This is a genomic window from Pseudonocardia sp. GCM10023141 (assembly GCF_042653605.1).
In genome coordinates this window covers 1-25,761 of sequence record NZ_JBHSIR010000070.1, presented here as the reverse complement: position 1 = coordinate 25,761, position 25,761 = coordinate 1, and the positions used below count along the sequence as shown (strand labels likewise).

Sequence of the window (25,761 nt, the reverse complement as noted above, 5' to 3'; positions counted from 1 at the left end):
CACCGGGACGAACGGTCCGTTGTGGGCACCGCAACGCGGGGAACGGCACTCCTGATGGCGGCACATCTCACGGGTCCCCAGTGGCGCTGGTTGCCTATCTGGGCGTCGTCCACGCCGGACGCGCCGCCTCCTGCGCCCGACGGTCACCATGAGAGACCAACCTGAGAACGATGTCACCCGCACGGCCGCGGCCAGGTGGCGCAGTCTGCTGGTCTCCGTGCGCATCGGCGAGATCCCGGCCCTTCAGGAGGGCCGACCCGTGGACTCCGCCGCCGGTACCGGATCCCGGAAGAACGTGCGGTGCCAGACCTCCAGCGAGAGCAACGGCCAGATGCGCGCCTCCTCGTTCGCGATCCCGGATCGGTGCCTTTCCAGCAACCTGAGCACGGCGGCCCGGTCCATGAGTGTGGCGGCGAGCGAGTCGCGGCCGGTGAGCAGGTCCCACGCCATGTCCTGCAGCCCGCCCCGGAACCAGTCGTCCATCGGGACCCGGAATCCGACCTTGCGGCGATCCACGATGGAATCCGGCAGGTAGCGACGAGCCACCTGCTTGACGATCCACTTGGTCACACCACGTCGCACCTTCACCGATGACGGCAGTCCGAAGGCGAGCTCAACGAGGTGCTGGTCGAGAAACGGCGGGCGGAGTTCCAGGGAGGCCGCCATCGACATCCGATCTCCACGTTCCAACAGGTTGTCGGGCAACCACGAAGCACAGTCTTCGGCGAGCATGCGCCGGATCAGATCGCCGTCATGCCGCCGCGTTTCACGGGGATGCGGTTCCCAACGTCCGACGAGCTCGCGGCGCTCGGCACCCGTGAAGGGGGCGAACCACGTTCGGATCCGGTCCTCCTCCGTAATCCCGCTGAGGGTGCGCAGGGCGATACGTGCGCGGGCCACCGACGGAGGTAGTCGGCGCTGCACCGCATTGACGACCGGAACGCGAAGGGCGGCGGGAACCCGCCCGGCCAGAGCGAGCATGGGCGCCATACGGTACTTGGAGTAGCCGCCGAACAGTTCGTCGCTGCCTTCGCCGGACAGCACGACCTTCACGTGCTGGCGAGCGAGCTCGGCGAGGCGGTACACCGCGAAGTCGGACGGTTCCGACACTGGCGCATCTCGGTGCCACGTGAGTTTCGGCCACAGGTCAGCGAAGTCCGACGGCGCCAGTACCACCTCGTGGTGGCGGGTCCCGAACTGTTCGCTGACCGCACGGGCATAGGGCAGCTCGTTGAACCGCGGGTCGCCGAACCCCGCTGCGAACGTCTCGACCGGAGCCCCGCCCCGCAGCTTGGACATGATCGCGACGATCAGGCTGGAGTCGACCCCACCCGACAGGTAGGCACCCAGTGGGACATCGGACACCAGCGCGGACTGGACCGCCCGTTCCAGTGCTGTCGCGACCTCGTCGACGGCTTCGGCGTGGTCGACGTTCGATCGCGTGCCAGCCGGGATGGACCAGTAACGCTCCATCCGGACCCCGCCCGCGGCGGTGACCCGCAGCCGGTGACCGGCGGGAAGCTTCTGCACACCGGCGAACAGCGTGTGCGGCGCGGGCACCGATCTCAGGGCGAGGAAGTCGTCGAGGCTGGCGGTGTCGATCTCCGCACCACCTCGGACGGCCGGCAGCAGGGCCTTGATCTCCGACGCGAATGCGATCCGCGTGCCGTCGATGTGGAAATAGAGCGGCAGGATGCCCATCCGGTCACGGACGAGCAGCAGCTCGCCCGACGCCGCGTCGTGCAGTGCGTAGGCGAACTGTCCGGCGAGCCGTTCCGTGGCGCCGAGGCCATGGATGCGGTGTGCTGCCAGCAGCGTCTCGGTGTCACCGCCGGTGTGGAACGGATAGGCGAGATCCTCACGAAGGCTCTGATAGTTCAGGATCTCACCGTTGAAGCAGATCGACAGCCGCCCGTCCGGGGTCGACATCGGCTGGGCGGAAGAGCCGACATCGATGATCGACAGACGTCGGTGTCCGAACCCCACGGGTCCGGCCGTCCAGTACCCGTCCGCGTCCGGTCCTCGATGCACGAGACACTCGGTCATCTCCCGGAGCAGCGGCAAGGGCGCGGGTGCGCCGTCGAACTGCATGATCCCGGCAATTCCGCACATTCAGCCGCACCCGCGCATTTCAGGTTCTCCCGTTCGTCAGCGGCTTCAGGTCGTACGACGCCGCTCCCGGCGTGCGCGTGTCGATCCGCACACCGGCCGTATCGCTACCGTGTCGCCAGCTGACGTCGATGACGTCTCCGACGACCTGCACCTCCAGCCCGTCGGGCAGCGGCCCCCCAGCGGTGGTGAACACGCTGGCAACCGCCAGCGGCGGAGCCGCATCCTCGACGACCGTGCCCACGAGCCAAGCCGGTACCCGAGACTCGAAGCAGCGCGACCACCAACCCAACCGCTGCTGCTCGTCTCCGTAGACCGCATAGGGCGTGGCTGTCGCGGTGGCGGCCGTCGTCACCGCGAGGACCGAGGCCTCACCGCGATCGATCCGATGGTGCGCAGCGTCGGTCCGCACCGTGAGATCGGGCGCGAGCGGCCATGCGGTCCGGAACCGGTGGGTGCCGCTGCCGGTGAACAGGTCGACCACCACGACGGTCGTCGTCCATTCGGGCGGCGCGACCAGATACCTGCGGTGGATGACCGGACCGTCCAGCCTGGTGTAGCCGTCATGCTGCGCGTCCACAACACCCCGGGCCATGTCGACCGAACCCACGGTGGTGGCCGCGTGCCGGGTCCAGAGGAAGGTGCCGCCCGCAACGGACTGGTCGAGGTCATCAACGGAGGCGGTCGGATGCATGCGGGTGCCGCGGAACGACTCGCGCCATTCCGGTTCGGTGTAGTAGGTGCCCGTGCCGGGATCACCGACGATGTCCTGACCGTCCAGGGTGAACGTCACCGCGAGCGCATCGGCGTGCCCGTGGGCGGCGATGGACAGATAGCCGAGCGGGCCGACGTCCATGGTCACCCGGAGCCCGGCCCTGCGCAGCATCACGAGCCCGCCGTCACGGGCGAACAACTCCCGCACGACGGCACCCGAGTGCGTTCTCGGCGCCGGGGTCGTACCCGTCAGCCAGGTCGCGGCGAGATCCGGCTGGTTCAGCGGCTCACCAGTGAGCGCGGCAACTGCAGCCAGATGGCGTCCGATCTCGGGCAATGCGTCTGCGTGCAGCCGCAGAACGAAGCCGTCATCACCATCTCCGTAGCGCGGCAGCGGATCGCCGTCGCCGACGAGGGTCCGCAGGTAACGCGCACTGCGCCGCAGCGCGTCGGTGATCCGCTCCGGCCGGCGGTCCCCGCGCAGTCCAAGCAGCGCCGTCGGCACGACCAGCAGATCGGCGGCGAACACGTGGTAGGACGACGACTGCTCCGCACCGGCGCCGTCGGGCAGGAACTGTCGGTCCGCTTCTTTGGCGAGCACCGCAACCGCACGGCTCTCCCACCGCCGCGCCTGTGCGAGCTCCGGATGGAGAATCGCGACGGTGGCGAGTCCGGCCATCTCACCGAGAAGATGGTTGTTGGCCGAGCTGAATCGCGAGCGACCCTGCCATGCGTAGGTGGCGCTCGCCGCGAGCATGCGAAGGACTCGCTGGTACCGCTCGAGCGTCATTCCGGGAGCATCACGCAGTCCCTGCAGCGCGATGGCGACCGACATGGCGCGTACACCCGCCTCGAAGGCGCCGCGCCAGGCGATCCCACGGCCCGTCGGATTCTGAGCGATCCACCCGTCCAGCTGGTCGAATGCGGCGTCCACGTAGCGCTGATCGCCGCTGAACAGCCAGGCCTGTGCGAGCCACGGCAGATGCTGGAGCCGGTTGAGCTCCCAGATCCATTTCGGATCTCCAGGGTGGGTGCGGTGATCGATGCCCGACGCCGCGACCAGCGGCCAGCGATATCCCGTGCGAGGGTCGAGATTCCAGTCGATGTCAGGTCCGGGGAACTGCACGGCTGCGGCGCCGAAGTACGCGAACCGACCCTGCACCGCGTCGTCGGCCGCCGCAACGACCGCAGCCACCTGCGATGCAGCGGTCGCCGTCTGCTCCCCGACCCGTCGGCTGTCCAGCACTACCGGCCGGTCCGCCGCGGATCGAAAGCGCTCGTAGGCGCTTCTCCAGTCCTGATCACTCGCGAGCAACGCCGGCGGGCGGCCGCGTGCGATCAGCGGTGTGGTGGCCGCGATTGCCTGCGACGACACCCGCCAAGCGAGCTCGCCAGGGCTCATCGCGCGCCCCCGAGCGACGTACCAGCTCAGTCGATCCTTCACGGTCACCACAACACTGCCGCTGTCACCGGCGGGCGACGGCGTACACCGACGGCGCGATGACGTCCCGTACCGGCCGCCGTCCGATCACCGACAGCACGCTGGCCGGCAGCCGCGAGCCGTACTTGAAATCGAGGTATCCGGCGGTGAGGAACTCGACACCGGTGAAGTTGCGCTCCAGGAGGCCCCGGAGTTCGTTCTCCGCGAATCCGGCGTGCGCACCCAACTCGTTGCGGAACCGGCCCTGTATCCGAGCCCGCCAGTCGGCGGCGTTCCAGCGCAGCTTGTCGCGCAATGACGAGTCGTACGAACCGAGATACCCCACCGCGCGGTGCCGGTTGGGTGTGCCCACGTAGATGAGACCGCCCGGCCGGAGCACCCGAGCCAGCTCGACGAGGCTCCCGGCCGGATCGGGGACGTGCTCGATCACGTGGTGGTAGAAGACGAGGTCGAAGGAGTCATCGGGGAACGGGAGTTCCTGCACCGATGCGTCGAGGAGCCGGAACGCCCCGCTGTCGAGTTCGGCGATGGCCGGATCCCACGCCCCGCCGATGTCGACCCCGACGAGCCGACCGCCGAGGGTGTCGTAGATGTGTTTGGCCTCATGCCCGAGACCACATCCGGCCACGAGGATGCGCGGCGCGGCCGGCACCGCGTCGAGTGCCGTCACGGTGCGGCAGAAGTGTTGTGCGCCCGCGTGGGTGTCCTCGAGAGCGGCTCCCTGATAGGCCACCTTGCTCGTCTCCTTCATGTCCGGCGCCGGCCCCACGAGCCGCTCGTAGAACCCGATGAGATTGCGTTTCGACACGTCCCAGGAAAGCTCGTCGGCAACCCGTTTCCGGCCGGCAGCGCCCATCTCCGCGCGCCGGTCCGGGTCGTTGAGCAGGGCGTCGAGCTCCTTGGCGAAAGCCATTTCGTCGTTCGCGGGCGCGTAGACGGCGACGTCGCCCGCCGAGACCCTGGCCTCGACGAGATCGAACGAGACGATCGGTCGCCCCATCGCCATGTACTCCACGACCTTGTTCATCGTGGACACGTCGTTGAGCGGGTTCCTCGGGTCCGGGGACAGACAGACATCTGCGGTGGACAGGCACCGCTGCAGGAACTCGTCGGACACCCGCCCGGTGAACTCGACGTGGTCGTGCAGGCCGAGCTCGCCGGCCAGCCTGACCATGTCCGAGTGGGCGTCACCACCGCCCATGAAGATCGTGTGCAGGTCGTCTCGCCCCAGGTCCTGATGCAGGTGCGCGAGTGCCCGCAAGGCGTAGTCGACGCCGTCCTGCGGACCCATGACACCGACGTACGCCGCAAGGTGCTGCTTCCCGCGCCGCAACGCCGGATCCGGTTCCTGCGGACGGAACCGCGCGAGGTCCGGTGCGCTACGAACGACCTGGACGACATCGGGACGCTTGCGACCCCTGTTGATCGCGACGGCCCGATAGCTCTCGTTGGTGCTGATCACCGCGTCGGCGAGGAGGAACGTGATGCGCTCCAGGAGCACCGCGACCCGGAACAGCCACTCGCCGCCGCCCTGGAACCGGGAACGGAACAGCTCCGGCACCAGGTCGTGGTGATCGAAGACGAACTTCGCGCCGCGCACCATCAACGGCAGCGCCGCGAGGAACAGCAGATCCGGCGGGTTGCATGCCTGGACAACGGCGACGGGACCCTCCCGGCGCACCTGCAGGGCCAGCCGCGTGGTGTGCCACAGCGCCAGGCCGTACTCACGCAGATAGCCCAGTGGGCCTCCGGTCGCGGCCCGCAACGAATAGCGCAGGATCCGCACGCCGTCGATGACGACTTCGGGTTCGGTGTCGTTCTTCGCGCCCATCGGACAGATCACGACGACGTCGTACCCCGCGTCGACGAGCGCACGGCTCTCCTGCCAGACCCGCCGATCGAACGGAACGGACAGGTTCTCGACAAGGATGAGAATCCGGGTCATCGCGCCACCAACCTCGTCAACAGCTCCTGATAGCCCGCAACGGTGTGCTCGATCGAGCACTCGCGTTCGGCGCGGGCTCTGGCTCGCGCGCCCATCTCCGTACGCAGGGCGGGGTCATCGACGAGCCGGGCAAGGCTCGCGGTGTAGGCCGCGCTGTCGCCGGCCGGGACGATGAATCCCTCTTGGCCGTCAGCGACCATGTCCCGCAGCGCGCCGCAGTCGGTCGCGATCACCGGAAGCCCCGCCGCCATCGACTCCAGGACCGTGAGCGGGGCGCCCTCGTGCACAGAGGACAGGCACGAGACGTCGAACCCGGGCAGCAGGTCGGCCACGTCCCGGCGGATACCGGTGAACGTGACCCTGTTCTCGATGCCCAGCTCGAAGACGAGTGCGCGCAGTCGCGCCTCCTCCTCACCGCCGCCGACGACGACGAGGCGCAGGCCCGGCCGGTCGGCGGCGAGCTTCGCCACCGCGCGCAGCAGCACGCCATGGTCCTTCTGCGACGACAGCCTCGCGACGATACCGAGCACCGTGTGCGAGGCGTCCAGCCCCAGAGCGACCCGGGCACCGGTACGAGCCGCGAGCGAGGACGGGGGCCCAACCACGATCCCGTTGGGGATGACCACCTCGGGCACCTGCCGCCACGGGTACCGCCCGACTCCCTCCTCCCGACGCAGGTAGCGGCCCTGGCTCGGGGCGAGCAGCACCAGCGCGTCGGAGAGGAACAGCGTCTCGACGTCATGCCTGGGCAGCACCCGCCCGCCGACCCTGCTGAGGTCCATGTCATGTGCGGCGACGATGTTGGCCCGCACTCCCGCGAGGCGAGCAGCGAGTCTGCCGAGCGTGAGTGCGGCGCGGTGGTGATGCGCGACCATGACGACGTCGATCCGCTGGGCCCGCAGCGATCGCACGAGGCGGGGAACCGTGCTGAGGTCGTAGCGTCCGGATCGCTCGAGCACGTCGACCGGAACGCCGGCTGCCCGGAAGTCTGCCGCCAGCGGACCCTCCTCACGCAGGCAGATCAGCCGCGGAGCCACGATCGAACGGTCGAGTTGCCGGAACAGGTTGAGCATGACCATCTCGGCGCCGCCGACGAACGTCAGGTCGAGCACAACCGCCAGCTGCACCGGGCGTTGCACCGGCGTTCGACCGGCGGTACGCGCAAGCGCGGCCTCCGCGCCGCGGACCGAACGGTCGAGGGTGAACAGCGATTCCACCCGACGGCGTGCTGCTCGTCCCATGGCAGCCGACCGCTGCGGGTCCCGCAGCATCTTCACCAGTGCATCGGCCAGCGCCCGCGGATCACGCGGTGGGACGACGTGGCCGGTGACACCGTCGTCGATCATCTCGGGAACCCCGCCGATCGCGGTGCCGACCGTCGGTACCCCCGCTGCCATCGCTTCGAGCAGCGCCATCGGGAAGCACTCGACGGTGTGCGAGCTCAACACGACGACGTCCACGAGCCCCAGCAGCCGGCCCACATCGGGACGCGTGCCCAGGAACGTCACCGAGTCCGCTATGCCGAGATCCCGGGCAAGCCGCTCCAACTCGCCGCGAACCGGCCCGTCCCCGATCACCAGCAGCCGGGTGTCCGGTACCTCGTCGATGACGAGGCGGGTGGCGCGAAGGAGTGTCTCGTGATCCTTCTCCGGTCGCAGGACCGCGACGATCCCGATCACCGGGGCCGCGGGGTCGACACCCAGCTCCGCCGCCAGCGCCGGATCGGCGACCGCCAGCGGGAACCGCGCGACATCGACGCCGTTGTGGATCACTTCGATCTTGGGGTCGGGGTAGCCCAGCTCGCCGGTCAGGTAGGGCCGCTGGCCGTGCGCGACCGCATAGTAGGCGCTGGTTGCCGGCGCGAGCAGCCGGTCGACCACCGTGCGTACCCGGCCACGTGGCACGACGTCACCGCAGTTGTGCACCCAGACCACCGAACGGGGCACCCTGGTCAGCAGCGCCGCGATGCGGCCGAGAGCCTCGGCGTTGTAGCCACGGGTGATCACGATGTCCGGCCGGTCCCGGCGCATGAGCCGGACGAGCCCGATCAGGGCGAGCAGGGGGTTGCGCCGGCGATGCAGCGCCCCTGCCGGAACTCCAGCGGCGGCAAGCCCGGCGAAGAGTGCGCCCTCGTCGCCGATGCAGACCACCGATGCCGTGAAGCGAGCCGGATCGAGCGCCGGGGCGAGCGTCGCGACGTGACGCTCGGCGCCACCCACACCGAGGTCGGGGACGACGAAGAGAACCCGCAACGGGCCCAGCCGGCGCGGTGCTCTGGCGAGCATCCTCATGCTCTGCTCGCATCCCGGTAGAGGGCGTCGAACCGGCGCCAGACGACATCGAGGTCGAAATCGGCAAGCACCCGCTCCCGCGCCGCCCGGCCGAGCGCGCTGCGCAGGTCTGCATCACCGAGCACCCGGCGCAGTGCCGCGCCGAGTGCCTCGACGTCGTCCGGCGGTATCAGCAGCCCCGAACGGCCGTCATCGATCATCTCCGGGATGCCACCGACATCGGTGGCGATCACGCACATCCCGTGCGCCATCGCCTCCAGCAGCGCCATGGGCTGGCCCTCGCTGCGAGACGGCAGGACGAAGACATCCGCACCGGCGAGCAGGTCGTCGACGCCTGCGGGTGAGAGCCAGCTGCGCACCTCGACCGAGTCGGCCACATCACGGGCCACCGCGAGGGCGGTCGCGCGATCACCGCCACGGTCGCCCGCCAGTGTCAGGTGCGCATCTGCCAGCAGGTGGGGCTCGGCCGCAAGCTTCGCCCAAGCCTCGACGAGGGTGAACGCGCCCTTCCGTTCGCCGATCTCACCGAGGAAGACGACGTGCAGACCACCCTCGCGGGCGTCGACCGGCAACCCCGGGACGCGCACCCCGTTGGGCACCGTCGTCACATGTGCTGCCGGGGCGATCACGGCGAGTCGAGCGGCCCAGCGGTCGCCGAGCGCCACCACCGCGGAGGCGTGGGTGAAGGTTGCCCGAACCACTGCCTGCAGCGGGGGCGGCAGCCGGTCGTGGAAAACGTCGAACTCCGATCCGTGGACATGGACGATCGAGGGCACCCCGACCACTCGTGCCGTCCAGAACATCAACGCCTTGCGGACGAAGCTCCCGTAGGAGGACATGTGCAGGTGCACGACATCGGGACGCCGCACCAGCAATTCGACCGTGAACCGGCCGAAACCCGAGGCGAACGCCAGAATCTTCGCCGCAGCACTTCCGTCGCGGTGAGTGACGATCTGGCGCATCTGCCAGCGAGACCACAGCTCGGTGTCCTGCATCATGCGGACGTAGGTCGCGATACCGCCCCGCGTCTGGGTGCTGGTCGATACGCAGAGTGCCCGTTCGCTACGTGTCATCGGGGGTCCTCCACCGCGACGCGGTCACCGGAGGAGGGCTCGACCTCGTCCGCAGCACCCACGGTTGCTCCGATCAGCACGAACGTCAGAAGGTTGGCAAAGTCGAAGAACCGCAGGTCTGCGGTGAAACCGCTCACCACCCAGGTCCCGAAAACGGTCAGTGCGACCAAACCCAGCGCTCGGCCGGCGAGTCCGTGCACGGGCAACCGGCGTACCGACACCAGCAGCTTCCGGAACAGCAGGACCAACACCAGTAGCCACAGCGCGAGCCCGACGAGCCCGAGCTCGGCGGCAATGCCCAGCTCGTTCTCGTGAGAGGAGATCGAGTATCCCCTCCGGAAGTCGATGTTGGGCTCCCACTGCTTGTGATAGGTCGTGTTGACCTGCGTGAACCGGCCGATTCCCCACCCGGCCAGTGGTTCCTGCTCGATCGCCCAGAACGATGTCGCCGCGGTATTGAGCCGATCGTCGACCTCACCGGCGGAGCCGACGCCACCCGCCTCCCGGTCGGAACTGGTGAACGTGGCCCAGTTCGCTCCGATGAACACCGCTGCCGCGAGCAGCGTCACTACGAACCCGGGGCGGGCCCGGCGAGCGAAGACGGCGCAGAGCACCACACCCAGCCCGAACACCAACCATGCGGCCCGTGTCTTGGTCAGGTAGATGCCCGGCAGACAGAGCAGGGCAGCGAGCAACACAAGCAGCCGCACGGGGAGGCGCAGGCTGCGATGCTGGGCGAGGAACATCGCTGTGACGAACCCGGCCACCATGATCAAGCCGTTGACGAGTGGCTGGTTGACCACGCCGACCGCACGCTCCGGATAGCTCGGGGCATCGACGATGTAGCGCGGCCACACCAGCGTGTCCGGCCCGGTGAACTGCAGGATGCTGACCACGGCCGAGTAGGCGGCCACGACGACCAGCCCGATCATCATGGTGCGGACCCGTGACTCCACCCGCAGGGTGGCCCGCGCGACGATGAACCCCGCGAAGGGGATGACGGTGCCGGTCAGGATGAAGCGGAAGACCGAGATCGTCTCGCCGGTGCCGGGGACGACGGCGGGCAGCGCATGCGGCACAACCGCCGAGAGCGCATTCCAGAGCAGGTAGGCGAGCATCGCCGCCTCGAGCGCTCCGAACCGGAACTGCTGCGATCCGCGCATGACGGCGAACAGCACCGAGACGACCATGGCGCACAGGATGAGCACCATCGGCTCCGCCGGCAGCCCGCCGACCTGGAGGGCGAGCCGCAGGAACGAGGTGATCATCAGCATCACGAGTGCGGCCAGCGGAGATCCGAGGATCAGCGCAGCGGTTGCCCCGCCCGCGACGACAACGATCAGCCCGAGCGGCCCGGACACCGGTGCGGCGAAGACGCCGGCCACGATGACGACCAGCGCGACTACGAGTGCTCCGGCCACCCGTGCAGGATGCTCGCGCTGTCCGAACGAACCCGGGTTCGGCGCTGCCGTCCTCGCCTGTCCGGATCCGCGCCCGCGCAGATCGACCATGATCTACTCGCCGGCAGACCGAGCGGATTCGGCACCGCTCGACACCGAGCTGGGCTGGTGCAGGGCGACCAACCGCGCCGTGGCGGAGTCGGAGAATCCCGCACCGTAGTCGATGGAGCCGGCACCGGACGGCTCCAGACTCGACGAGCCGTTGGAAGAAGATCCATTGGTGCTGGATCCGCCGCCGCTCGAGCCGTTGCTCGACACCCCGTTGAGCTTCAGCCCCACGGTGACCGACCGATCGACATCGTCGTCGTGGTCTCCATCCTCGCGGGCGGCCGGGACCCCGGCGGGAGCTGCGTCGACCACGACGCCTGCGACCCGCGCGTGCACGTCGGAGAGGAGGCGCTGGGCCTCACGGAGGTGGCGACGACTCGCCGTTCCCCGTTCGACCACCACCACGACGCGATCGGAGGCCGCGCAGATCACCTGGCTTTCCGGTGCCTCATCCAATGGCGAAGCATCGATGACGATCAGGCCGTAACCCCTCGCAGCCTCGCCGACCAACTCGACGAACCGGTCGGGCTCCACGACTGCGTAGGGGTCTCGTCCGGCGAGGTTGCCGGCCGGGAGAACAGTGAGGCCCGTGCGCTGGATGACGACAGCCGCGGACATGCGGATCCGCCCGCAGAGCACCTCGACGAGGCCTTGGGCCGAGGCTCCGATCGAACCTCTCAGGTCAGCTCGGATGAGCAGGGACCCGGAGCGGCGGGAAGCAAACGTCGAGGCGAGCTCGTGAGCGAAGCGCGATCCCGCCGGACCTCGCTGCGGGGACACCACGGTCACCACCGTGCTGCCGGTGCTCACGAGGCTCAACCCGTTGACGATCGTCTCCACTGATCGGACGCGAGCCGCTGCGCTCTGCAGGCCAGTGAGGTCGGCCAGCGGCTCCAGTCCGGTGGACCGGATGTCATCCCCCGAGCGGACTCGGTCATCGAGCCGTGCCAACAGCAGCGCCAGCAGCAGGCCGAGCACCAGCCCACCCGCAGCACCCGCGGCGATGTTGACGACCTGGCTCGGGGTGGAGTTCGTCAGGCCAGGCTCCGGCTGGAGCTGCTTGATGTGGTTGGTGGCGTCGGACCCGATGTCGGTGATGCGCCCCTGCAACGACCTGATCTGGTCGAGGATCACGTTGCCCTCGGCCGCGGTCGTGCCGGGCTGCTGCAGTTCCTTGACATTCGCGTCGACCTGGGTCTGCAGGTCACCGACCTCACGGGTCCGCTCGGCCACCAGGCTGCGGCGAACATCCTCCTGGAAACCGGCGGCGGCCGCAGCCGCGGCGCTGCGCGCCCGCTCGGGTGTGGCGGCCGTGGCGTTCACATAGAGGATCGGGCTCGCTGCTCCGGTCGTCGCCTTCAGCACGATGTCGTTGGGGATACTGGCTTCGGAACGAAGCAGCTGCTGGTAGGTGGACTGGTTGAAATAGTCGACGTATCCCAGCGACAGCACGGCGTCCTGCTCAGGAGCCCGGTTCTGCGACTGGGTGGTGAGCGCGGCCGTCGCCGTCCACACCGGGGATGCCTTGGTCAGCGCCCACGTCACAGAAGCAGCGGTGGCGATGAGGGTGATCACGAGGATCAGCGGCCACCGGCGAAGCACCGGCATTCCGTACTTGTGGAGGAAGGTCATCGCGCGCCCCCGCGCCCGGCGACCCGCGGCCTGTGCGCGTCCGCAGCGGGTGTGTCGCGAATGTGCTCACTCACGGTTCCTACCTTCCCCGACATCGGCGGGCGCCGCCGCCGTGACGGCGGGACGCGGTTCTGCACTGGGGTACTCGCGCGGTGTGCTTCCACTATTACGTTGCGCCCGATGGCGAGACCGGGGACCCGAACGGGCGAGTAGCGGCCTCTCGACGGCGTAGTAACTGATTGCTCCGGCAACGATCGCGGCCGCAGCCGTCAGCACGAACAGGGGTACGTCGCCGTTCAGGAATCCCCATTCGTTCCAGCCGTTCGCGTTGAACCAGCTCGAGAGGGGCTCGTTCCACAGGAAGATCCCGAAGGAGATCAGTCCGAGCCATCGGATCGAACGCATCGCCAGGAAGCGCCGCGCTGCGCCGGCCGTTTCATCCCCGAATATCGCGGGCGCGACCAGCAGCACGGCAACGGCGAGGCTGAGAATGTGAATCACATCACCAGGGCTGCCGTGCACGAACCCGGCCGCACCGAAGATGGCGGCGGCAGCGCCCCAGCAGGCGTTGGGCCTACGCTCGACGAACCGCACCCACCGGGGGCGTACGGCCGCTGTCTCCCACAGCACGCTGGCCACCGCCAGCGCGAGGCCACCGGCGAACCAGTCAGCGTGCCCCAGCAGGGACCACACCAGGAAACCCAGCGGTCCGTCCCCCCGGCTGAAGGCGAATCGTCTGGCCAGAACGGTGATCAGCAGCACTACGGCAAGGAGGGCGAACTCGATCCGGACCTGCTGACGTGCGGTCATCCGTCTCGTGCAGCGTCGGAACGCCATGGCGTAGAGCGGCAACGCAAGATAGAAGGAGGCCTCCACCGACAGGCTCCAGGCCGGCGCCAGACCGTCGAACATCCGCCCGGGCGCCCAGGTCTGGCCGAGCGAGTAGAAGAGCCACCAGTCGCCTGTCAGCACCGGAACGTAGAACGGCAGGGTGAGACCGAGGACGGTGATCGCCACCCAGTACGCGGGCACCACCCGCAACACCCGCCGTCGCAGGTAGCGCCCGGTGTGGGGACCCGGCGACCCGCTGAGGCGGGCCGCGACGAACGGGCGGTACAGCAGGAACCCGGACAGCACGAAGAACACCGTGACGCCCATGTTCAACTGCAGGCCGCCGTCCCAGAGCGCGTCATCGGCACCGGTTCTGGTCCGTGCGTGGTAGCCGACCACCATCAGTGCGGCAATCGCGCGGAGCCCGTCCAACAGGTCGTAGCGCCGGCGGGCAGCGCCGGGAAGGGCTGGATCGTGACGACCGGTGGCCATCTGCCTCCTCCGCAACATCGGATGTGGGTCAAGGATCGGAACGGGGATCGGACACTGACTCGGGTCCTCGATCCCGTCGTCAGCGCTCGGTCAGCCGCCGCGGAGCGGCGTACTGCCGATGTGCGGGCGCCACGGGCCGCCCGGCGAACAGGTCCTCGGGACGGCCGGTCTCGAGCGCCTTTCGGTACGCGGACACGGCACCGCGAGCGGCGTCGACGGTCTGCTCGACATCGGCGTCGGTGTGCGCGGCCGAGATCACGTAGCTCTGGCCGAGCACCCCGCGCTGCAGGATCTCCTGCAGGTACAGCGTCCGCATCGCCTGTGACGGGACACCCTCGGCATCCTTCGTGCGGAAGACCAGGCACGACGGTCTGCCCGCGACGTCGAGCCGGTCGGCGATCCCCGCTTCGGCGGCCACTGCGTTGACGCCGTCGGCGAGGGCGCGGCCCTGGCGCTCCATCGCCGCGACGGGATCGGTCTCCCGGTAGGCCTGGACGACCGCACGGAACGCCGCGAGCGACACCGACTCCGCGCCGTGGGTACTGGAGAGCAGGAAGACCCGGGCGCGGTCGGTGCCGAGCCCACCGAGTTCCATCAACTCACGCCGTCCGGCCAGCGCCGCGATCGGGAAGCCGTTGCCCATCGCCTTGCCCCACGTCGACAGGTCCGGGGTGATGCCATAGATCGACTGCGCACCACCTGCCGCCCACCGGAATCCGGTGATCATCTCATCGAAGATCAGCACCACTCCGTGACCGTCGCACAGCTCGCGGACCCCCTCGAGGAAGCCCGGTGCGGGCTCGGCCAGCGCAGTGGCGGCCTCGAGGATGACGCAGGCGACCTGGCCCGAGTTCTCCTCGAGCACCGTGCGCAGCGAGTCGAGGTCGTTGTAGCCGAACGACCGGATCAGCGACCGCACCGCTCCCGGCACACCAGCATTGATCGGAAGTGTCCCGACGAACCAGTCCTGTGCGGAGAAGTAGGGCTGGTCGTGGCACTGCACCACCAGATCCCGACCGGTGGCGGCGCGGGCGAGTCGGATCGCCGCGCTGGTGGCGTCGGAGCCGTTCTTGCAGAACTTGACCATGTCAGCGCCGGGCACGAGCGCGAGGAAGTCCTCCGCAGCGGCCAGCTCCAGATCGGTGGGGCGGGTGAACGACAACCCGCCCGCGAGCACGCTGCGGACGGCGTCGAGTACCGGCTCGTAGGCATGTCCGAGCGTGACGGCCCGCATGCCCATCCCGTACTCGACGAACTCGTTGCCGTCGATGTCGCGCACGCGCGCACCACGGCCGCTGACCAGCACCGGAGCCATACCCTCCGGGTACTGGTCCGAGCCTTTCGCGAACGTGTGCGCACCGCCGGGCACCAGCTCGTGCAAGCGGGCCTGCGCTGCCGTCGAACGTTCGAAGGACATGCCGTTCACGCGATCGTTCCCATCGTGGTCGGTTCGGGTGTGTGCGCAAGCGCGGTCGGATCGACGAACCTTCCGCCCGCCGACTCGATCTCCGGAAGTGCCTTGCGCACCTCGGGCAGCAGATCCGAGACGAACATCAGGACGATGTCCGGCTTCGCGGCCACCAGCGCGGTGGGATCCAGCACCGGGATCGTGGTCCCCGGCATGCGACAACCGTGTTTGGCCGGGGCGGCGTCGCCGACCCCCAGCAATGTGTCGGCGCGCAGGCCGGCGAGGCAGATCAGAGCGACGGCGCGGCTCGCGGCGCTGTAGCCGTACACCTTCTGTCCCGCTCCGGTGGCGTCCTCGACGAGCGCGCGCAGCGCCGCCGTCGAAGTGTCGACGGAGTGCTGCAGCATCCGCAGCGCCGCCGGGTTGAGCACCCCGTCGGCGATCTCGCCACGGATGGTGGTCGCCACCGACGCGTCGGCAATGCCGCCCCGGCGAGCAGCGATCAGGACGGTGCCGCCGTAGAGCGGAAAAGTCCAGGCATTGCTGATCGCCAGACCGTGGTCGGCGAGCATGCGCTGCAGCACCGGAACGCTGTAGTAGGCGTAATGCCCCAGCCGTACGGCGTTCCACTGCTGCTCGCGCAGGATCGCGGCGAGCGAGTGGAACTGGAACAGGAACACACCGTCCGGCGCGAGGCGCCCGACCAGCTCGGTGAGCGCCGCGGCCTGGTCGGTGGCGTGCATCATGCCGAACGACCCGTCCACCACCACGTCGGCGAGCTGATCACCATCGACCGGAACCAGCCCGCGCGCGGCGAGTTCCGTGGCCCACGACCCGCCGTGTGGGGTGGCGCCCTCGGCGACAGTGGCACCCGCCGGGAGCAGTCCGGCCGCATGCGCCGCGGCCACGGCATCGCTGCGCTGGCTGGTCAGGGCGGTGGGCTCGATCCCCTCCGGCTGATCCGGGAGGTCTGTGTCGTCGGCGAGCTGGACGAGACCGCAGTCGGCACACAGCCACAGTCGCAGCGGGAAGACGGCGTCGACGGTCACGTCGCGCAACGACGGGAAGTACTCGCAGGCAGGCTGCTCACCCAGGTCGAGCACCAGCTCACCGGCCCCCGCGGAGCAGAAGCGGCACCGCAGCGCGCTCATAACGTTTCCCCCCGCACAGCCGAATACCGTCTTATGAAGGCACGCGAGATGTCGCTCGACGGGGTCCTGTTGTTTCTCCCGTCGCCGCATCACGATGACCGGGGTTTCTTCACCCGCACGTTCGACGTGGCTGTGGCGCGCGACGCGGGCCTGCAGCCCGAGCTGTTCGTGCAGGACAGCCAGTCGCGCTCGCGCAAGGGCACCATCCGCGGGATGCACGGGCGGGGCGGACGCGGCGAGGCGAAACTCGTGCGCTGCGCCCGCGGTGCCGTGCTGGACGTCCTCGTCGACGCCCGGCCGGCGTCACCGACATTCGGGGACCAGCTGGCGGTGACGCTCGACGACATCGACTTCGCCCACCTGTACGTGCCGCCGGGCATCCTGCACGGCTTCCAGGCGCTCACCGAGCAGGCCGACATCTGCTATCGGATCGACCGCGAGCACGCGCCCGGCGAGGACCTGTCGGTGCGCTACGACGACCCCACGCTCGGGATCGCGTGGCCGCTGCCGGTGGAGGCGATCAGCACGAAGGATCTTGCTGCGGGCAGCTGGGCGGAGCTGGTGGCCGCGCTGGGCGCACCAGCCACGACCTGACCACTCACGCGGCCGTCGTCAACCACGGCTCCCAGGCCGGCAGGGGTTCCACGGCCAGCACCAGCACCCCACCCGCCGTTCGGCTGGGCGGCCGGGGCGGCTGGGCCAGCTGCCAGCCGATCTCCTCGAGCATCCGGTCGGCCTTGCGGGAGTTGCAGCTGCGGCAGGCCGCCACGCAGTTCTCCCAGCTGTGCTGGCCGCCGCGGCTGCGCGGGATGACGTGGTCGATGGTGTCGGCCTTGCGGCCGCAGTAGGCGCAGCGGCGCCCGTCGCGGCGCAGCACGCCCGCCCTCGTCATCGGGACGGCGCGGCGGTAGGGCACGCGGACGTAGCGGGACAGCCGCATCACCGACGGTGCGGGGACCGTGAGGTTCTCCGAATGGAAGACACCGTCGAGGGTGGCTTCGACGCATTCGGCCTTGCCGGTGAGCATCAGGACCACGGCGCGCTTGGCGGTGACGACCGCCAGCGGCTCGAAAGTCGCGTTGAGGAGCAGGACCCGGGACCCCGTCGGGAGCGTGCTCGGGTGCGGCACGATCCCCAGTACCTCCCCTGGCTCGGGGTCGGCACCGTTGGGGTCGGGTTGTCGATGCTTCACGCGACCACCTCCCTGGGCTGATCAGACCATAGAGGGGGTGGGTTACGCACGTGTGATCCGGGGCCGAATTCCGCCCGCGTGTCAAATCCCCGGCGTGTTGATCGTCGGCGTGTCTCGAACGGCGCTCACGGCGCTGCGGCGTCCAGCGCGGCCCGCACGTCGGCGACCAGGTCAGCGGTGTCCTCGCAGCCCGCGGAGAACCGCAGCAGGCCCGGCGCGACGTCGTCGCCCCAGCGCTGCCTGCGGTCGGCGCTGCTGCGCACCCCGCCGAAGCTGGTGGCCGACTCGACCAGCGTGGACGTCTTCAGGAACCGCGCGACCGCCGCGTCGTCGGCCAGCGTGAACCGCAGCACCCCGTTCCACCGGCGCATCTGACGAGCCGCGACGGCGTGCGCCGGGTCGCCCGCCAGCCCCGGCCACCGGACGTCGGACGCCGCGGGGTGCGCGAGTGCGAGTTCGGCCACCGCTCGCGCGTTGTCGGCCTGGCGGGCCAGCCGCAGGTCCAGCGTCGCGAGGCCGCGGTGGGCCAGCCACGCCTCCATCGGGCCCAGGATGGCGCCGCCGCGGGTGCGCGCCTCCCGCACCAGCGCCATCAGCTCCGGGTCCCGGCCGCTCACGTGCCCGAGCACCACGTCGCCGTGCCCGGCCAGCGCCTTCGTGTCGCTGGCGATCGTCAGGTCGGCGCCCAGGTCGAGCGGGCGCTGGCCAAGCGGCGTCGCCGTGGTGTTGTCCACCGCCAGCAGCGCGCCCGCGGCGTGGGCGGCAGCGGCGACCGCCGCGATGTCGGTGACGTCGAGCCCCGGGTTGGACGGGGTCTCCAGCAGCACCAGCGCGGCGCCGTCGAGCACGGCGCCCGACCACTCCCCCGTGGTCGGCACCTCCCGGACCTCGACGCCGAGCGGCGCGAGCTCGCCCAGTGCCAGCGAGCGCGCGAGGTAGTAGCCGTCGGAGGGCAGAACGATCGCGCCGCGCGGGGCCGCGATGCGCAGGACTGCGGCGATCGCCGCCATCCCGGACGCGAAGCAGACGCAGTCGCCGCCGTCGAGCGCACCCACCGCGGCCTCCAGCTGCCGCCAGGTGGGGTTGCCGGCGCGGCCGTAGAAGTCGGCGCCCGCCGCCTCGCCCGGCGAGCCAAGATGGAACGTGGACGACAGGACGGGCCCGGCGTGCGTCGGTGCACCCGGCTCGGCGGCCGACGAGCCGCCTTGGACGCACCGCGTGCCGTCGCCCGTCATCTCATTCGGGTCGGGGCGCACGCGTGATCAGTTCCTTCCCCATCTCCGCCGCCGAGAGCCCCTCGTGGCAGACGCGGCGCACGGCGTCGGCGATCGGCAGCTCCACGCCGTGGCGCTCGCCCAGCTCGCAGATCGACGTGCACGACTTGACGCCCTCGGCGACCTGCCCGTGGTTGGCGGCCTCGGCCTGCGCCAGCGTCTCGCCGCGCCCGAGCCGCTCGCCGAACGTCCGGTTGCGCGACAGCGGCGACGAGCAGGTGGCCACCAGGTCGCCCAGGCCCGCGAGCCCGGCGAACGTGAGCGGGTCGGCGCCGAGCTCCACGCCCAACCGTGCGGTCTCGGCGAGGCCGCGCGTGATCAGCGAGGCCAGGGTGTTGTGGCCGTAGCCCATCCCGGCGGCCATGCCGCAGGCCAGCGCGATGACGTTCTTGCCGGCGCCGCCGAGCTCGCAGCCGATCACGTCGGTGTTGGTGTAGGACTTGAAGTAGCCGGTGGTGCAGGCGTGCTGGAACGCCACGGCCCGGTCGTGGTCGGAACAGGCGATCACGGTGGCCGTCGGCTCCTCGGCGGCGATCTCGCGGGCCAGGTTGGGCCCGGAGACCACCGCCACGCGGTCGGGCGCCACCCCGGCCACGTCGATGATCACCTCGCTCATCCGCTTGAGCGTGCCCAGCTCCACGCCCTTCGCGAGGCTGACGAGCGTGCTGCCCGGCGGCAGCATGTCCCGCCAGGTCTCGAGGTTGGCCCGCAGTGTCTGCGACGGCACGGCGAGCACCACCGCGTCGGCGCCGTCGAGTGCGGTGGCGGCGTTGCCGGTTGCCGTGAGCAGGGCGGGCAGCTCGACGCCGGGCATGTAGTCCGGGTTCGTGTGCCGCTCGTTGATCGAGGCGGCGACCTCGGGCCGGCGGGCCCAGAGCACCACCTCGCGGCCGGAGTCGGCCATCACCTTGGCGAAGGCCGTGCCCCACGAGCCGGCGCCGAGCACGGCGACGCGGCGGACCTCCCTCATGACTTCGCTCCACGGCGGAAGAACTCGGCGGGTGCCTGCTCGTCCCGCACCTCGGCCAGCAGCTCCCGGACCCGGGACATCAGCAAGTCGGTGACCTCTCGCAACAGGTGGGCGTCGATCTGACGGCCACGGTAGGCCGAAAGATCGACCGGTGGGCCGCACCGTACGGTGATCGGCTTGCGCGGCAGCGGCCGGAACTTCTTGTTGTAGCCGTCGTAGACCTCGCGGGTGCCCCAGTGGACCACCGGCAGCACCGGGACGTCGGCCGACAGCGCGAGCCGGGCCACCCCGGTACGGGAGTGCATCGGCCAGCCGTCCGGGTCGCGGGTGATCGTGCCCTCCGGGTAGATCAGCACCACCTTGCCGTCCTCGAGCGCCTTCGTGCCGTCGCGCAGGCTCTGCTGGGCGTCGATCGACTCGCGGTAGACCGGGATCTGCCCGCTTCCCTTCATCGCCCAGCCGAGCACCGGCGTGCCGAAGAGGCTGTGCTTGGCCAGGAACCGCGGGACCCGGCCGGCGCGGTGCACCTCCAGCCCGGTGAAGACGGGATCCAGGTGGGAGATGTGGTTGGCGACGACCAGCGCGCCGCCCGTGCGCGGGATGTTCTCGAGCCCCTCGAACCGGGATCGGCCGACGAGCCAGCTGATCGGGTAGAAGAAGACAGCGCAGAACGAGATCCAGAAGCCGTTCTTCTCACGCTTCACCGCAGTCTCCGTTCAGTGACGATCTCCGCGAGAGTCTTCCTTCCCCGGCGGCCAGTGTCGATGTGCACGCCACGTGTCGTTCGCCCTGTCGCTCCCGGCGGTGCACGATGGTGGGGTGTTCGCGATGACGCCGGTCGACCTCGTGGTCCCGGTCAAGACGCTCGACGTGGCGAAGTCTCGCCTGCGCGGTGCCGCCGACGGCGGTGTCGGTGAGCCCGGGGCGCACGCGCGGCTGGCGCTGGCACTGGCGCACGACACCGTCGCCGCGGTGCTCGCCGCCGAGTCCGTGCGCCGGCTGCTGGTGGTCTGCTCCGATCCCGTGGTGGCCGCCGAGCTCGCCGCACTGGGCGTCGACGTGGTGCCCGACGGCCCCGTCCCGGGGCTGAACGAGGCCTACGCGCACGGCGCCGCCGTGCTCCGTGCCCGTGACGGTCAGGCCACCGTGGGCGCGCTGCAGGCCGACCTGCCGGCGCTGCGGCCCGACGAACTGGACGCGGCGATCGCCGAAGCCGTCGCCGGCTTCGGCACCGCACCGCGCGCGTTCTGCGCAGACGCCGACCGCACCGGCACCACGTTCCTGCTCGCCGCGGCGGGCGTGGACCTCGACCCGCGGTTCGGAACGGACTCGGCCCGGCGCCACGAGGCGTCCGGGGCACGGCGGCTCTCCGGGGACTGGCCGGGGCTGCGCCGCGACGTCGACACCTCCGACGACCTGCGCGACGCGGGCGAGATCGGGCTCGGGCCACACACCCGGGCGGTGCTGGCACCCAGCCCACGCTGCTGATCGGGCGAGTCCGGACGCTGCCGCGCGCAACGCGGTCGCCCGCCGCGTTCGGATTGCGCCTCATGGAACCTCGTGGCTGTCATCGCGGGTGCCGCGGGCGCCTCATGGAACCATGTGGCTGACGGGGCAGGCCGAGATCACGCCATCGACGCCCTCCACCACCGATCCGGCCGCGAGTCGCACATCACCCGAATGCCGGTATGTCCGACCTGCCCGCCCCCTACCAGCACAAAGGTCGTCACTCGGTCGAGATTTCACCCGGAAGTCGGGGCGAGACCGTCACAACCGGCCCGTCCGTGCGCAAGAATCACCGACGTGGGCGACGACGTGAGCAAGGCGCAGGGCGAGGACTCCGGTCCGGCCCAGCGGGCCGGCGGGCCGGCGGCCAAGCGACGTTCCCCGCGACCGTCGACGCGCCGGGTGCACGCTGCGGCCCGCTCGACCGGAACGGCCACCAAGATCCCGGCCACCCCGATACCCGCCAACCCCGCACCGGCCACCGCCGAGCCCGTCACCCGGCCGCCCGCCGACCCCGCCGTCGCCGCGGTGCCGGTCAGCCCGCCTGCGCGCACCCCGGCGCCGGCGTCCGAGCTGCCCGACGACCGCTACCTCAACCGCGAGCTGTCGTGGCTCGACTTCAACGCCCGCGTGCTGGCGCTCGCCGAGGACCCCAGCCAGCCGCCGCTCGAGCGCGCCAAGTTCCTGGCGATCTTCGCGTCGAACCTCGACGAGTTCTACATGGTGCGCGTCGCCGGGCTGAAGCGTCGTGACGAGACCGGGCTGGCCGTGCGCAGCGCCGACGGGCTGTCGCCGCGCGAGCAGCTGGCCCGGCTCACCGCGCGCAGCCAGGCCATCGCGGAGGCGCACGCGCGGGTGTTCCTCGACCAGGTCCGGCCCGAGCTGGCGGCCGAGGGCATCCACATCCTGCGCTGGCGCGACCTGGCCGACGACCAGCGGCTGCGGCTGTCGGACTACTTCTCCGCGCAGGTGTTCCCGGTGCTCACACCGCTCGCGGTCGACCCGGCCCACCCGTTCCCCTACATCTCCGGGCTGTCGCTGAACCTCGCCGTCACCGTCCGCGACCCGGAGGGCCGCACCGAGCGCTTCGCCCGCGTCAAGGTGCCCAACAACGTTCCCCGGCTGGTGCGGGTGGCCACCAAGGACAGCAGCGTCACGTTCCTGCCGATCGAGGACCTCATCGGCGCACACCTCGGCGATCTGTTCACCGGCATGGACGTCACGGAGGTGCACGCCTTCCGCGTCACCCGCAATGCCGACGTCGAGGTCGAGGAGGACCGCGACGAGGACCTCCTGCAGTCGCTGGAGCGCGAGCTGGCCCGGCGCCGGTTCGGCCCGCCGGTGCGGCTCGAGGTCACCGACACGATGAGCGAGCACGTGCTGGAGCTGCTGCTGCGCGAGCTCGACGTCGATCCGGGCGATGTCGTCACGGTGCCGGGACTGCTCGACCTCACCGCGCTGTGGGCCGTGCACGCCGTCGACCGGCCCGATCTCAAGGACGAGCCGTTCGTGCCGGCCACCCACCCGGCCTTCGCCGACCGCGAGACGCCGCGCAGCATCTTCGCCACCCTCCGCGAGGGTGACGTGCTGGTCCACCACCCCTACGACTCGTTCTCCACGAGCGTGCAGCGCTTCATCGAGCAGGCCGCGGCCGACGAGAACGTGCTCGCGATCAAGCAGACGCTCTACCGCACGTCCGGTGACTCCCCGATCGTCGACGCCCTGATTGACGCGGCTGCTGCCGGCAAGCAGGTGGTGGCGCTGGTGGAGATCAAGGCGCGGTTCGACGAGCAGGCCAACATCCGCTGGGCGCGCGAGCTGGAGAAGGCGGGCGTGCACGTCGTCTACGGCCTGGTGGGCCTCAAGACGCACTGCAAGACGTCGCTGGTGGTGCGCCAGGAGGGCTCGACGATCCGCCGCTACTGCCACATCGGCACCGGCAACTACAACCCCAAGACCGCCCGGATCTACGAGGACATGGGCGTGCTGACGGCCGACCCGACCATCGGCGCCGACCTCACCGACCTGTTCAACTCGCTCACCGGCTACTCCCGCCAGACGTCCTACCGCAGCCTGCTCGTCGCGCCCTACGGCGTGCGCCGCGGCATCGTGCGGCGGATCGAGGACGAGATCGAGGCCCACCGCAGCGGCGATCCGGCAGCGCGGATCCGGATCAAGATGAACTCGCTCGTCGACGAGCAGGTCATCGATGCGCTCTACCGGGCGTCGCAGGCCGGGGTGGAGGTGGACGTGGTGGTGCGCGGCATCTGCGCCATCCGACCGGGCCGTGAGGGGCTCTCGGAGAACATCCACGTGCGCTCGATACTCGGACGCTTCCTGGAGCATTCGCGGGTCTTCCACTTCGGGGCGGCCGACGAGTACTGGATCGGCAGCGCCGACATGATGCACCGCAACCTCGACCGCCGCGTCGAGGTGCTGCTGCGGGTGGCAGACCCGAAGCTCGCTCGCAAGCTCGCCTCGGTGCTGGACTCCTGCCTCGATCCCGCCACCCGCTGCTGGACATTGCATGCCGACGGCTCGTGGACCCCGTCACCGCCCGCCGGGTCGGGGATCTCCCCGGTTCGTGATCACCAGGCCGAGATGATGACGGCGCGGCACGCGCCGTCCGGCAACTCCGACGGCGAATGAGCACTCCGCCGGCCACCGCGCCCGCGGTCCGGGCCGCGGGCGCCGTTCTCTGGCGCCGTCCCGGCGGTGCACCGGAGATCGCGCTCGTGCACCGGCCGCGCTACGACGACTGGTCGTTCCCCAAGGGCAAGCTCGAGCGGGGCGAGTCGATGTCGGTGGCGGCCGTGCGCGAGGTCGGCGAGGAGACCGGGCAGCGCTGCCGGCTCGGCGCCGCGCTCGGCGACGTCCACTACGCGGTACCCGAGGGCGCCAAGCTCGTGCGGTACTGGGCGGCCGAGGCGCTGGGCGGTGAGTTCATGGCCAACTCCGAGACCGACGAGCTGCGCTGGGTCGATGTCGACAAGGCCGCGGAGCTGCTCAGCTACCGCCACGACGTCGACGTCCTGCACCGCTTCGCCGCGATCGGCACCCCGACGTCCACCGTCGTGCTCGTGCGCCACGCGAAGGCCGGCAGCAGGCAGCAGTGGACCGCCGGCGACGACCTGCGCCCGCTCTCGGGCACGGGACACGAGCAGGCCCAGCGCCTTGCGACGGTGCTGCCGCTGTTCGGCCCCGATCGGATCGCCGCTGCGCCTCCGGTGCGTTGTCGCGACACGGTGGCCCCGCTGGCCGCCGATCTCGGCCTCCCGGTCACCGAGGAGCCGCTGCTGGGTGAGGAGGGCTACTGGGAGCACCCGGCGGCCGGTCTCGCGCGGCTGCGGGAGATCGCCGCGACACCGGGCGTCACGGTGGTCTGCAGCCAGGGCGGGGTGATCCCCGACGTCGTCGGCGAGCTCGCCGATGCGGCGTCCCGGCAACTCGGGATCGACCCGGACGACGTGCCGTCGGCGAAGGCCAGCACCTGGGTGCTCACCTTCGCCGGAGCGGAGCTGCGCGCGGCGGACTACCGCAGGTTCCCCTACGACTGAGGGTGGCCGGGGCGCCGTTGGCCTCCGTTGCAGGAAGGCCACCTTGCCGCACGATTCTTGCGGCAAGGTGGCCTTCCTGCAATCTCTGGTCGGTGGACGGCCGGGCTACTTCTTGCCCTTGGCCTTCTTGGGCTTGTCGTCCTTGGCCTTGGCCGCTGCCTTCGCGGGCTTCTCGGCCTTCGCGGCCGGAACCGCAGCCTTGGTGGCCGGGGCCTTCGCAGCCGGGGCCTTCGCAGGAGCCTTGACGGCCGGAGCCTTGGTGGCCGGGGCCTTGGCCGCTGCTGTCGCCTTGGCCGGGGCGGCATTGGTGGCGGCGGTGGCGCGCGCCGGGGCCTTCGCCGCAGGTGCCTTCGCAGCCGGGGCCTTGGCTGCCGCGGTCTTCGCCGCAGGTGCCTTCGCCGGAGCCTTGGTGACCGGTGCCTTCGCCGGAGCCTTGGTGACCGGTGCCTTCGCGGCGGGTGCCTTCGCAGCGGGAGCCGCGAAGGAGGCGTCGGCCTTGGCCCGCGCGGTGCGGCGGGCGGGCTTGGCCGGGGTGGCCTCGGCGGCCGGTGCCGCAGCGGGTGCCGCAGCCGGCTTGGCGGCGGCGCGGGTGCGCCGGGCCGGAGTGGCCGGAGCGGCCTCGGCAGCGGGAGCCGCGGCAGCGGCCGGAGCTGCCGCAGCGCGACGG

The 25,761-nt window shown here is 70.5% G+C and carries 19 protein-coding genes; 4 read left to right on the top strand and 15 right to left on the bottom strand.

What is annotated here, in order from left to right:
- Window positions 1-243 precede the first annotated feature (243 nt).
- The 10 genes from asnB to ACFPFQ_RS41235 all read right to left on the bottom strand — a co-directional run bounded on the left by asnB (window position 244) and on the right by ACFPFQ_RS41235 (window position 16,595).
- The gene (gene asnB, locus ACFPFQ_RS41280) at window positions 244-2,112 is read right to left on the bottom strand and encodes an asparagine synthase (glutamine-hydrolyzing) (protein ID WP_379628721.1); all 1,869 of its coding nucleotides are present in this window, start codon (window positions 2,110-2,112) and stop codon (window positions 244-246) included.
- Window positions 2,113-2,131: 19 nt separating this feature from the next.
- On the bottom strand, window positions 2,132-4,018 hold the full coding sequence (locus tag ACFPFQ_RS41275; RefSeq protein WP_379628720.1) for a heparinase II/III domain-containing protein: 1,887 nt from the start codon (window positions 4,016-4,018) through the stop codon (window positions 2,132-2,134).
- Window positions 4,019-4,289: 271 nt separating this feature from the next.
- Window positions 4,290-6,209, bottom strand: coding sequence for a glycosyltransferase (locus ACFPFQ_RS41270; protein ID WP_379628719.1), 1,920 nt, complete (start codon window positions 6,207-6,209; stop codon window positions 4,290-4,292).
- Window positions 6,206-8,494 carry a glycosyltransferase gene (locus ACFPFQ_RS41265; RefSeq protein WP_379628718.1) on the bottom strand — a complete coding sequence of 763 codons (2,289 nt, stop codon included), beginning with the start codon at window positions 8,492-8,494 and terminating at the stop codon, window positions 6,206-6,208. The genes ACFPFQ_RS41270 and ACFPFQ_RS41265 overlap by 4 nt, the downstream gene beginning before the upstream one ends.
- Before the next feature lie 2 nt (window positions 8,495-8,496).
- A complete protein-coding gene (locus ACFPFQ_RS41260; RefSeq protein ID WP_379628717.1) occupies window positions 8,497-9,573 on the bottom strand; it encodes a glycosyltransferase family 4 protein in 1,077 nt (358 codons plus the stop codon).
- On the bottom strand, window positions 9,570-10,994 hold the full coding sequence (locus tag ACFPFQ_RS41255) for an O-antigen ligase family protein (protein WP_379628716.1): 1,425 nt from the start codon (window positions 10,992-10,994) through the stop codon (window positions 9,570-9,572). Before ACFPFQ_RS41255 ends, ACFPFQ_RS41260 begins: the two co-directional genes overlap by 4 nt.
- Before the next feature lie 93 nt (window positions 10,995-11,087).
- Entirely contained in the window at window positions 11,088-12,713 is a 1,626-nt protein-coding gene (locus ACFPFQ_RS41250; protein WP_379628715.1) for a Wzz/FepE/Etk N-terminal domain-containing protein, read from the bottom strand.
- A gap of 66 nt (window positions 12,714-12,779) precedes the next feature.
- Window positions 12,780-14,036, bottom strand: coding sequence for an acyltransferase family protein (locus ACFPFQ_RS41245; RefSeq protein ID WP_379628714.1), 1,257 nt, complete (start codon window positions 14,034-14,036; stop codon window positions 12,780-12,782).
- 79 nt (window positions 14,037-14,115) lie between these two features.
- Window positions 14,116-15,453, bottom strand: coding sequence for a glutamate-1-semialdehyde 2,1-aminomutase (locus ACFPFQ_RS41240; RefSeq protein WP_379628713.1), 1,338 nt, complete (start codon window positions 15,451-15,453; stop codon window positions 14,116-14,118).
- A 5-nt stretch (window positions 15,454-15,458) separates the two neighbouring features.
- Window positions 15,459-16,595 carry a class I SAM-dependent methyltransferase gene (locus ACFPFQ_RS41235; RefSeq protein WP_379628712.1) on the bottom strand — a complete coding sequence of 379 codons (1,137 nt, stop codon included), beginning with the start codon at window positions 16,593-16,595 and terminating at the stop codon, window positions 15,459-15,461.
- Between the two features lie 33 nt (window positions 16,596-16,628).
- Between ACFPFQ_RS41235 and ACFPFQ_RS41230 the strand changes: the two genes are divergently transcribed.
- Complete coding sequence (locus ACFPFQ_RS41230) at window positions 16,629-17,189, top strand: dTDP-4-dehydrorhamnose 3,5-epimerase family protein (RefSeq protein WP_379628711.1); 561 nt, start codon at window positions 16,629-16,631, stop codon at window positions 17,187-17,189.
- 4 nt (window positions 17,190-17,193) lie between these two features.
- On the opposite strand, the gene ACFPFQ_RS41225 is transcribed toward ACFPFQ_RS41230, so the two are convergent.
- The 4 genes from ACFPFQ_RS41225 to ACFPFQ_RS41210 form a co-directional block, all read right to left on the bottom strand.
- Window positions 17,194-17,787, bottom strand: a complete 594-nt coding sequence (locus tag ACFPFQ_RS41225) for an HNH endonuclease (RefSeq protein ID WP_379628710.1) — start codon at window positions 17,785-17,787, stop codon at window positions 17,194-17,196.
- Between the two features lie 125 nt (window positions 17,788-17,912).
- Window positions 17,913-19,022, bottom strand: a complete 1,110-nt coding sequence (locus tag ACFPFQ_RS41220; protein WP_379628709.1) for a cystathionine gamma-lyase — start codon at window positions 19,020-19,022, stop codon at window positions 17,913-17,915.
- Between the two features lies 1 nt (window position 19,023).
- The gene (locus tag ACFPFQ_RS41215; protein ID WP_379628708.1) at window positions 19,024-20,031 is read right to left on the bottom strand and encodes an NAD(P)H-dependent glycerol-3-phosphate dehydrogenase; all 1,008 of its coding nucleotides are present in this window, start codon (window positions 20,029-20,031) and stop codon (window positions 19,024-19,026) included.
- Entirely contained in the window at window positions 20,028-20,735 is a 708-nt protein-coding gene (locus ACFPFQ_RS41210) for a lysophospholipid acyltransferase family protein (RefSeq protein ID WP_379628707.1), read from the bottom strand. Before ACFPFQ_RS41210 ends, ACFPFQ_RS41215 begins: the two co-directional genes overlap by 4 nt.
- Window positions 20,736-20,808: 73 nt before the next feature.
- On the opposite strand from ACFPFQ_RS41210, the gene cofC reads away from it, so the two are divergent.
- The 3 genes from cofC (at window position 20,809) to ACFPFQ_RS41195 (ending at window position 25,094) form a co-directional block, all read left to right on the top strand.
- On the top strand, window positions 20,809-21,519 hold the full coding sequence (gene cofC / locus ACFPFQ_RS41205; protein ID WP_379628706.1) for a 2-phospho-L-lactate guanylyltransferase: 711 nt from the start codon (window positions 20,809-20,811) through the stop codon (window positions 21,517-21,519).
- Between the two features lie 192 nt (window positions 21,520-21,711).
- On the top strand, window positions 21,712-24,186 hold the full coding sequence (locus tag ACFPFQ_RS41200) for an RNA degradosome polyphosphate kinase (protein WP_379628727.1): 2,475 nt from the start codon (window positions 21,712-21,714) through the stop codon (window positions 24,184-24,186).
- The gene (locus ACFPFQ_RS41195; protein ID WP_379628705.1) at window positions 24,183-25,094 is read left to right on the top strand and encodes an NUDIX hydrolase; all 912 of its coding nucleotides are present in this window, start codon (window positions 24,183-24,185) and stop codon (window positions 25,092-25,094) included. The genes ACFPFQ_RS41200 and ACFPFQ_RS41195 overlap by 4 nt, the downstream gene beginning before the upstream one ends.
- 105 nt (window positions 25,095-25,199) lie before the next feature.
- On the opposite strand, the gene ACFPFQ_RS41190 is transcribed toward ACFPFQ_RS41195, so the two are convergent.
- Window positions 25,200-25,761: hypothetical protein (locus ACFPFQ_RS41190; protein ID WP_379628704.1), on the bottom strand; the 562-nt coding region annotated here is incomplete at its 5' end.

Coding starts and splice junctions, on each gene's coding strand:
- asnB (WP_379628721.1), bottom strand. CDS start 2,112: ATGTGCGGAATTGCCGGGATCATGCAGTTCGACGGCGCACCCGCGCCC.
- ACFPFQ_RS41270 (WP_379628719.1), bottom strand. CDS start 6,209: ATGACCCGGATTCTCATCCTTGTCGAGAACCTGTCCGTTCCGTTCGAT.
- ACFPFQ_RS41265 (WP_379628718.1), bottom strand. CDS start 8,494: ATGCTCGCCAGAGCACCGCGCCGGCTGGGCCCGTTGCGGGTTCTCTTC.
- ACFPFQ_RS41260 (WP_379628717.1), bottom strand. CDS start 9,573: ATGACACGTAGCGAACGGGCACTCTGCGTATCGACCAGCACCCAGACG.
- ACFPFQ_RS41250 (WP_379628715.1), bottom strand. CDS start 12,713: ATGACCTTCCTCCACAAGTACGGAATGCCGGTGCTTCGCCGGTGGCCG.
- ACFPFQ_RS41245 (WP_379628714.1), bottom strand. CDS start 14,036: ATGGCCACCGGTCGTCACGATCCAGCCCTTCCCGGCGCTGCCCGCCGG.
- ACFPFQ_RS41240 (WP_379628713.1), bottom strand. CDS start 15,453: ATGTCCTTCGAACGTTCGACGGCAGCGCAGGCCCGCTTGCACGAGCTG.
- ACFPFQ_RS41235 (WP_379628712.1), bottom strand. CDS start 16,595: ATGAGCGCGCTGCGGTGCCGCTTCTGCTCCGCGGGGGCCGGTGAGCTG.
- ACFPFQ_RS41230 (WP_379628711.1), top strand. CDS start 16,629: ATGAAGGCACGCGAGATGTCGCTCGACGGGGTCCTGTTGTTTCTCCCG.
- ACFPFQ_RS41220 (WP_379628709.1), bottom strand. CDS start 19,022: ATGACGGGCGACGGCACGCGGTGCGTCCAAGGCGGCTCGTCGGCCGCC.
- ACFPFQ_RS41215 (WP_379628708.1), bottom strand. CDS start 20,031: ATGAGGGAGGTCCGCCGCGTCGCCGTGCTCGGCGCCGGCTCGTGGGGC.
- ACFPFQ_RS41200 (WP_379628727.1), top strand. CDS start 21,712: ATGCCGGTATGTCCGACCTGCCCGCCCCCTACCAGCACAAAGGTCGTC.
- ACFPFQ_RS41195 (WP_379628705.1), top strand. CDS start 24,183: ATGAGCACTCCGCCGGCCACCGCGCCCGCGGTCCGGGCCGCGGGCGCC.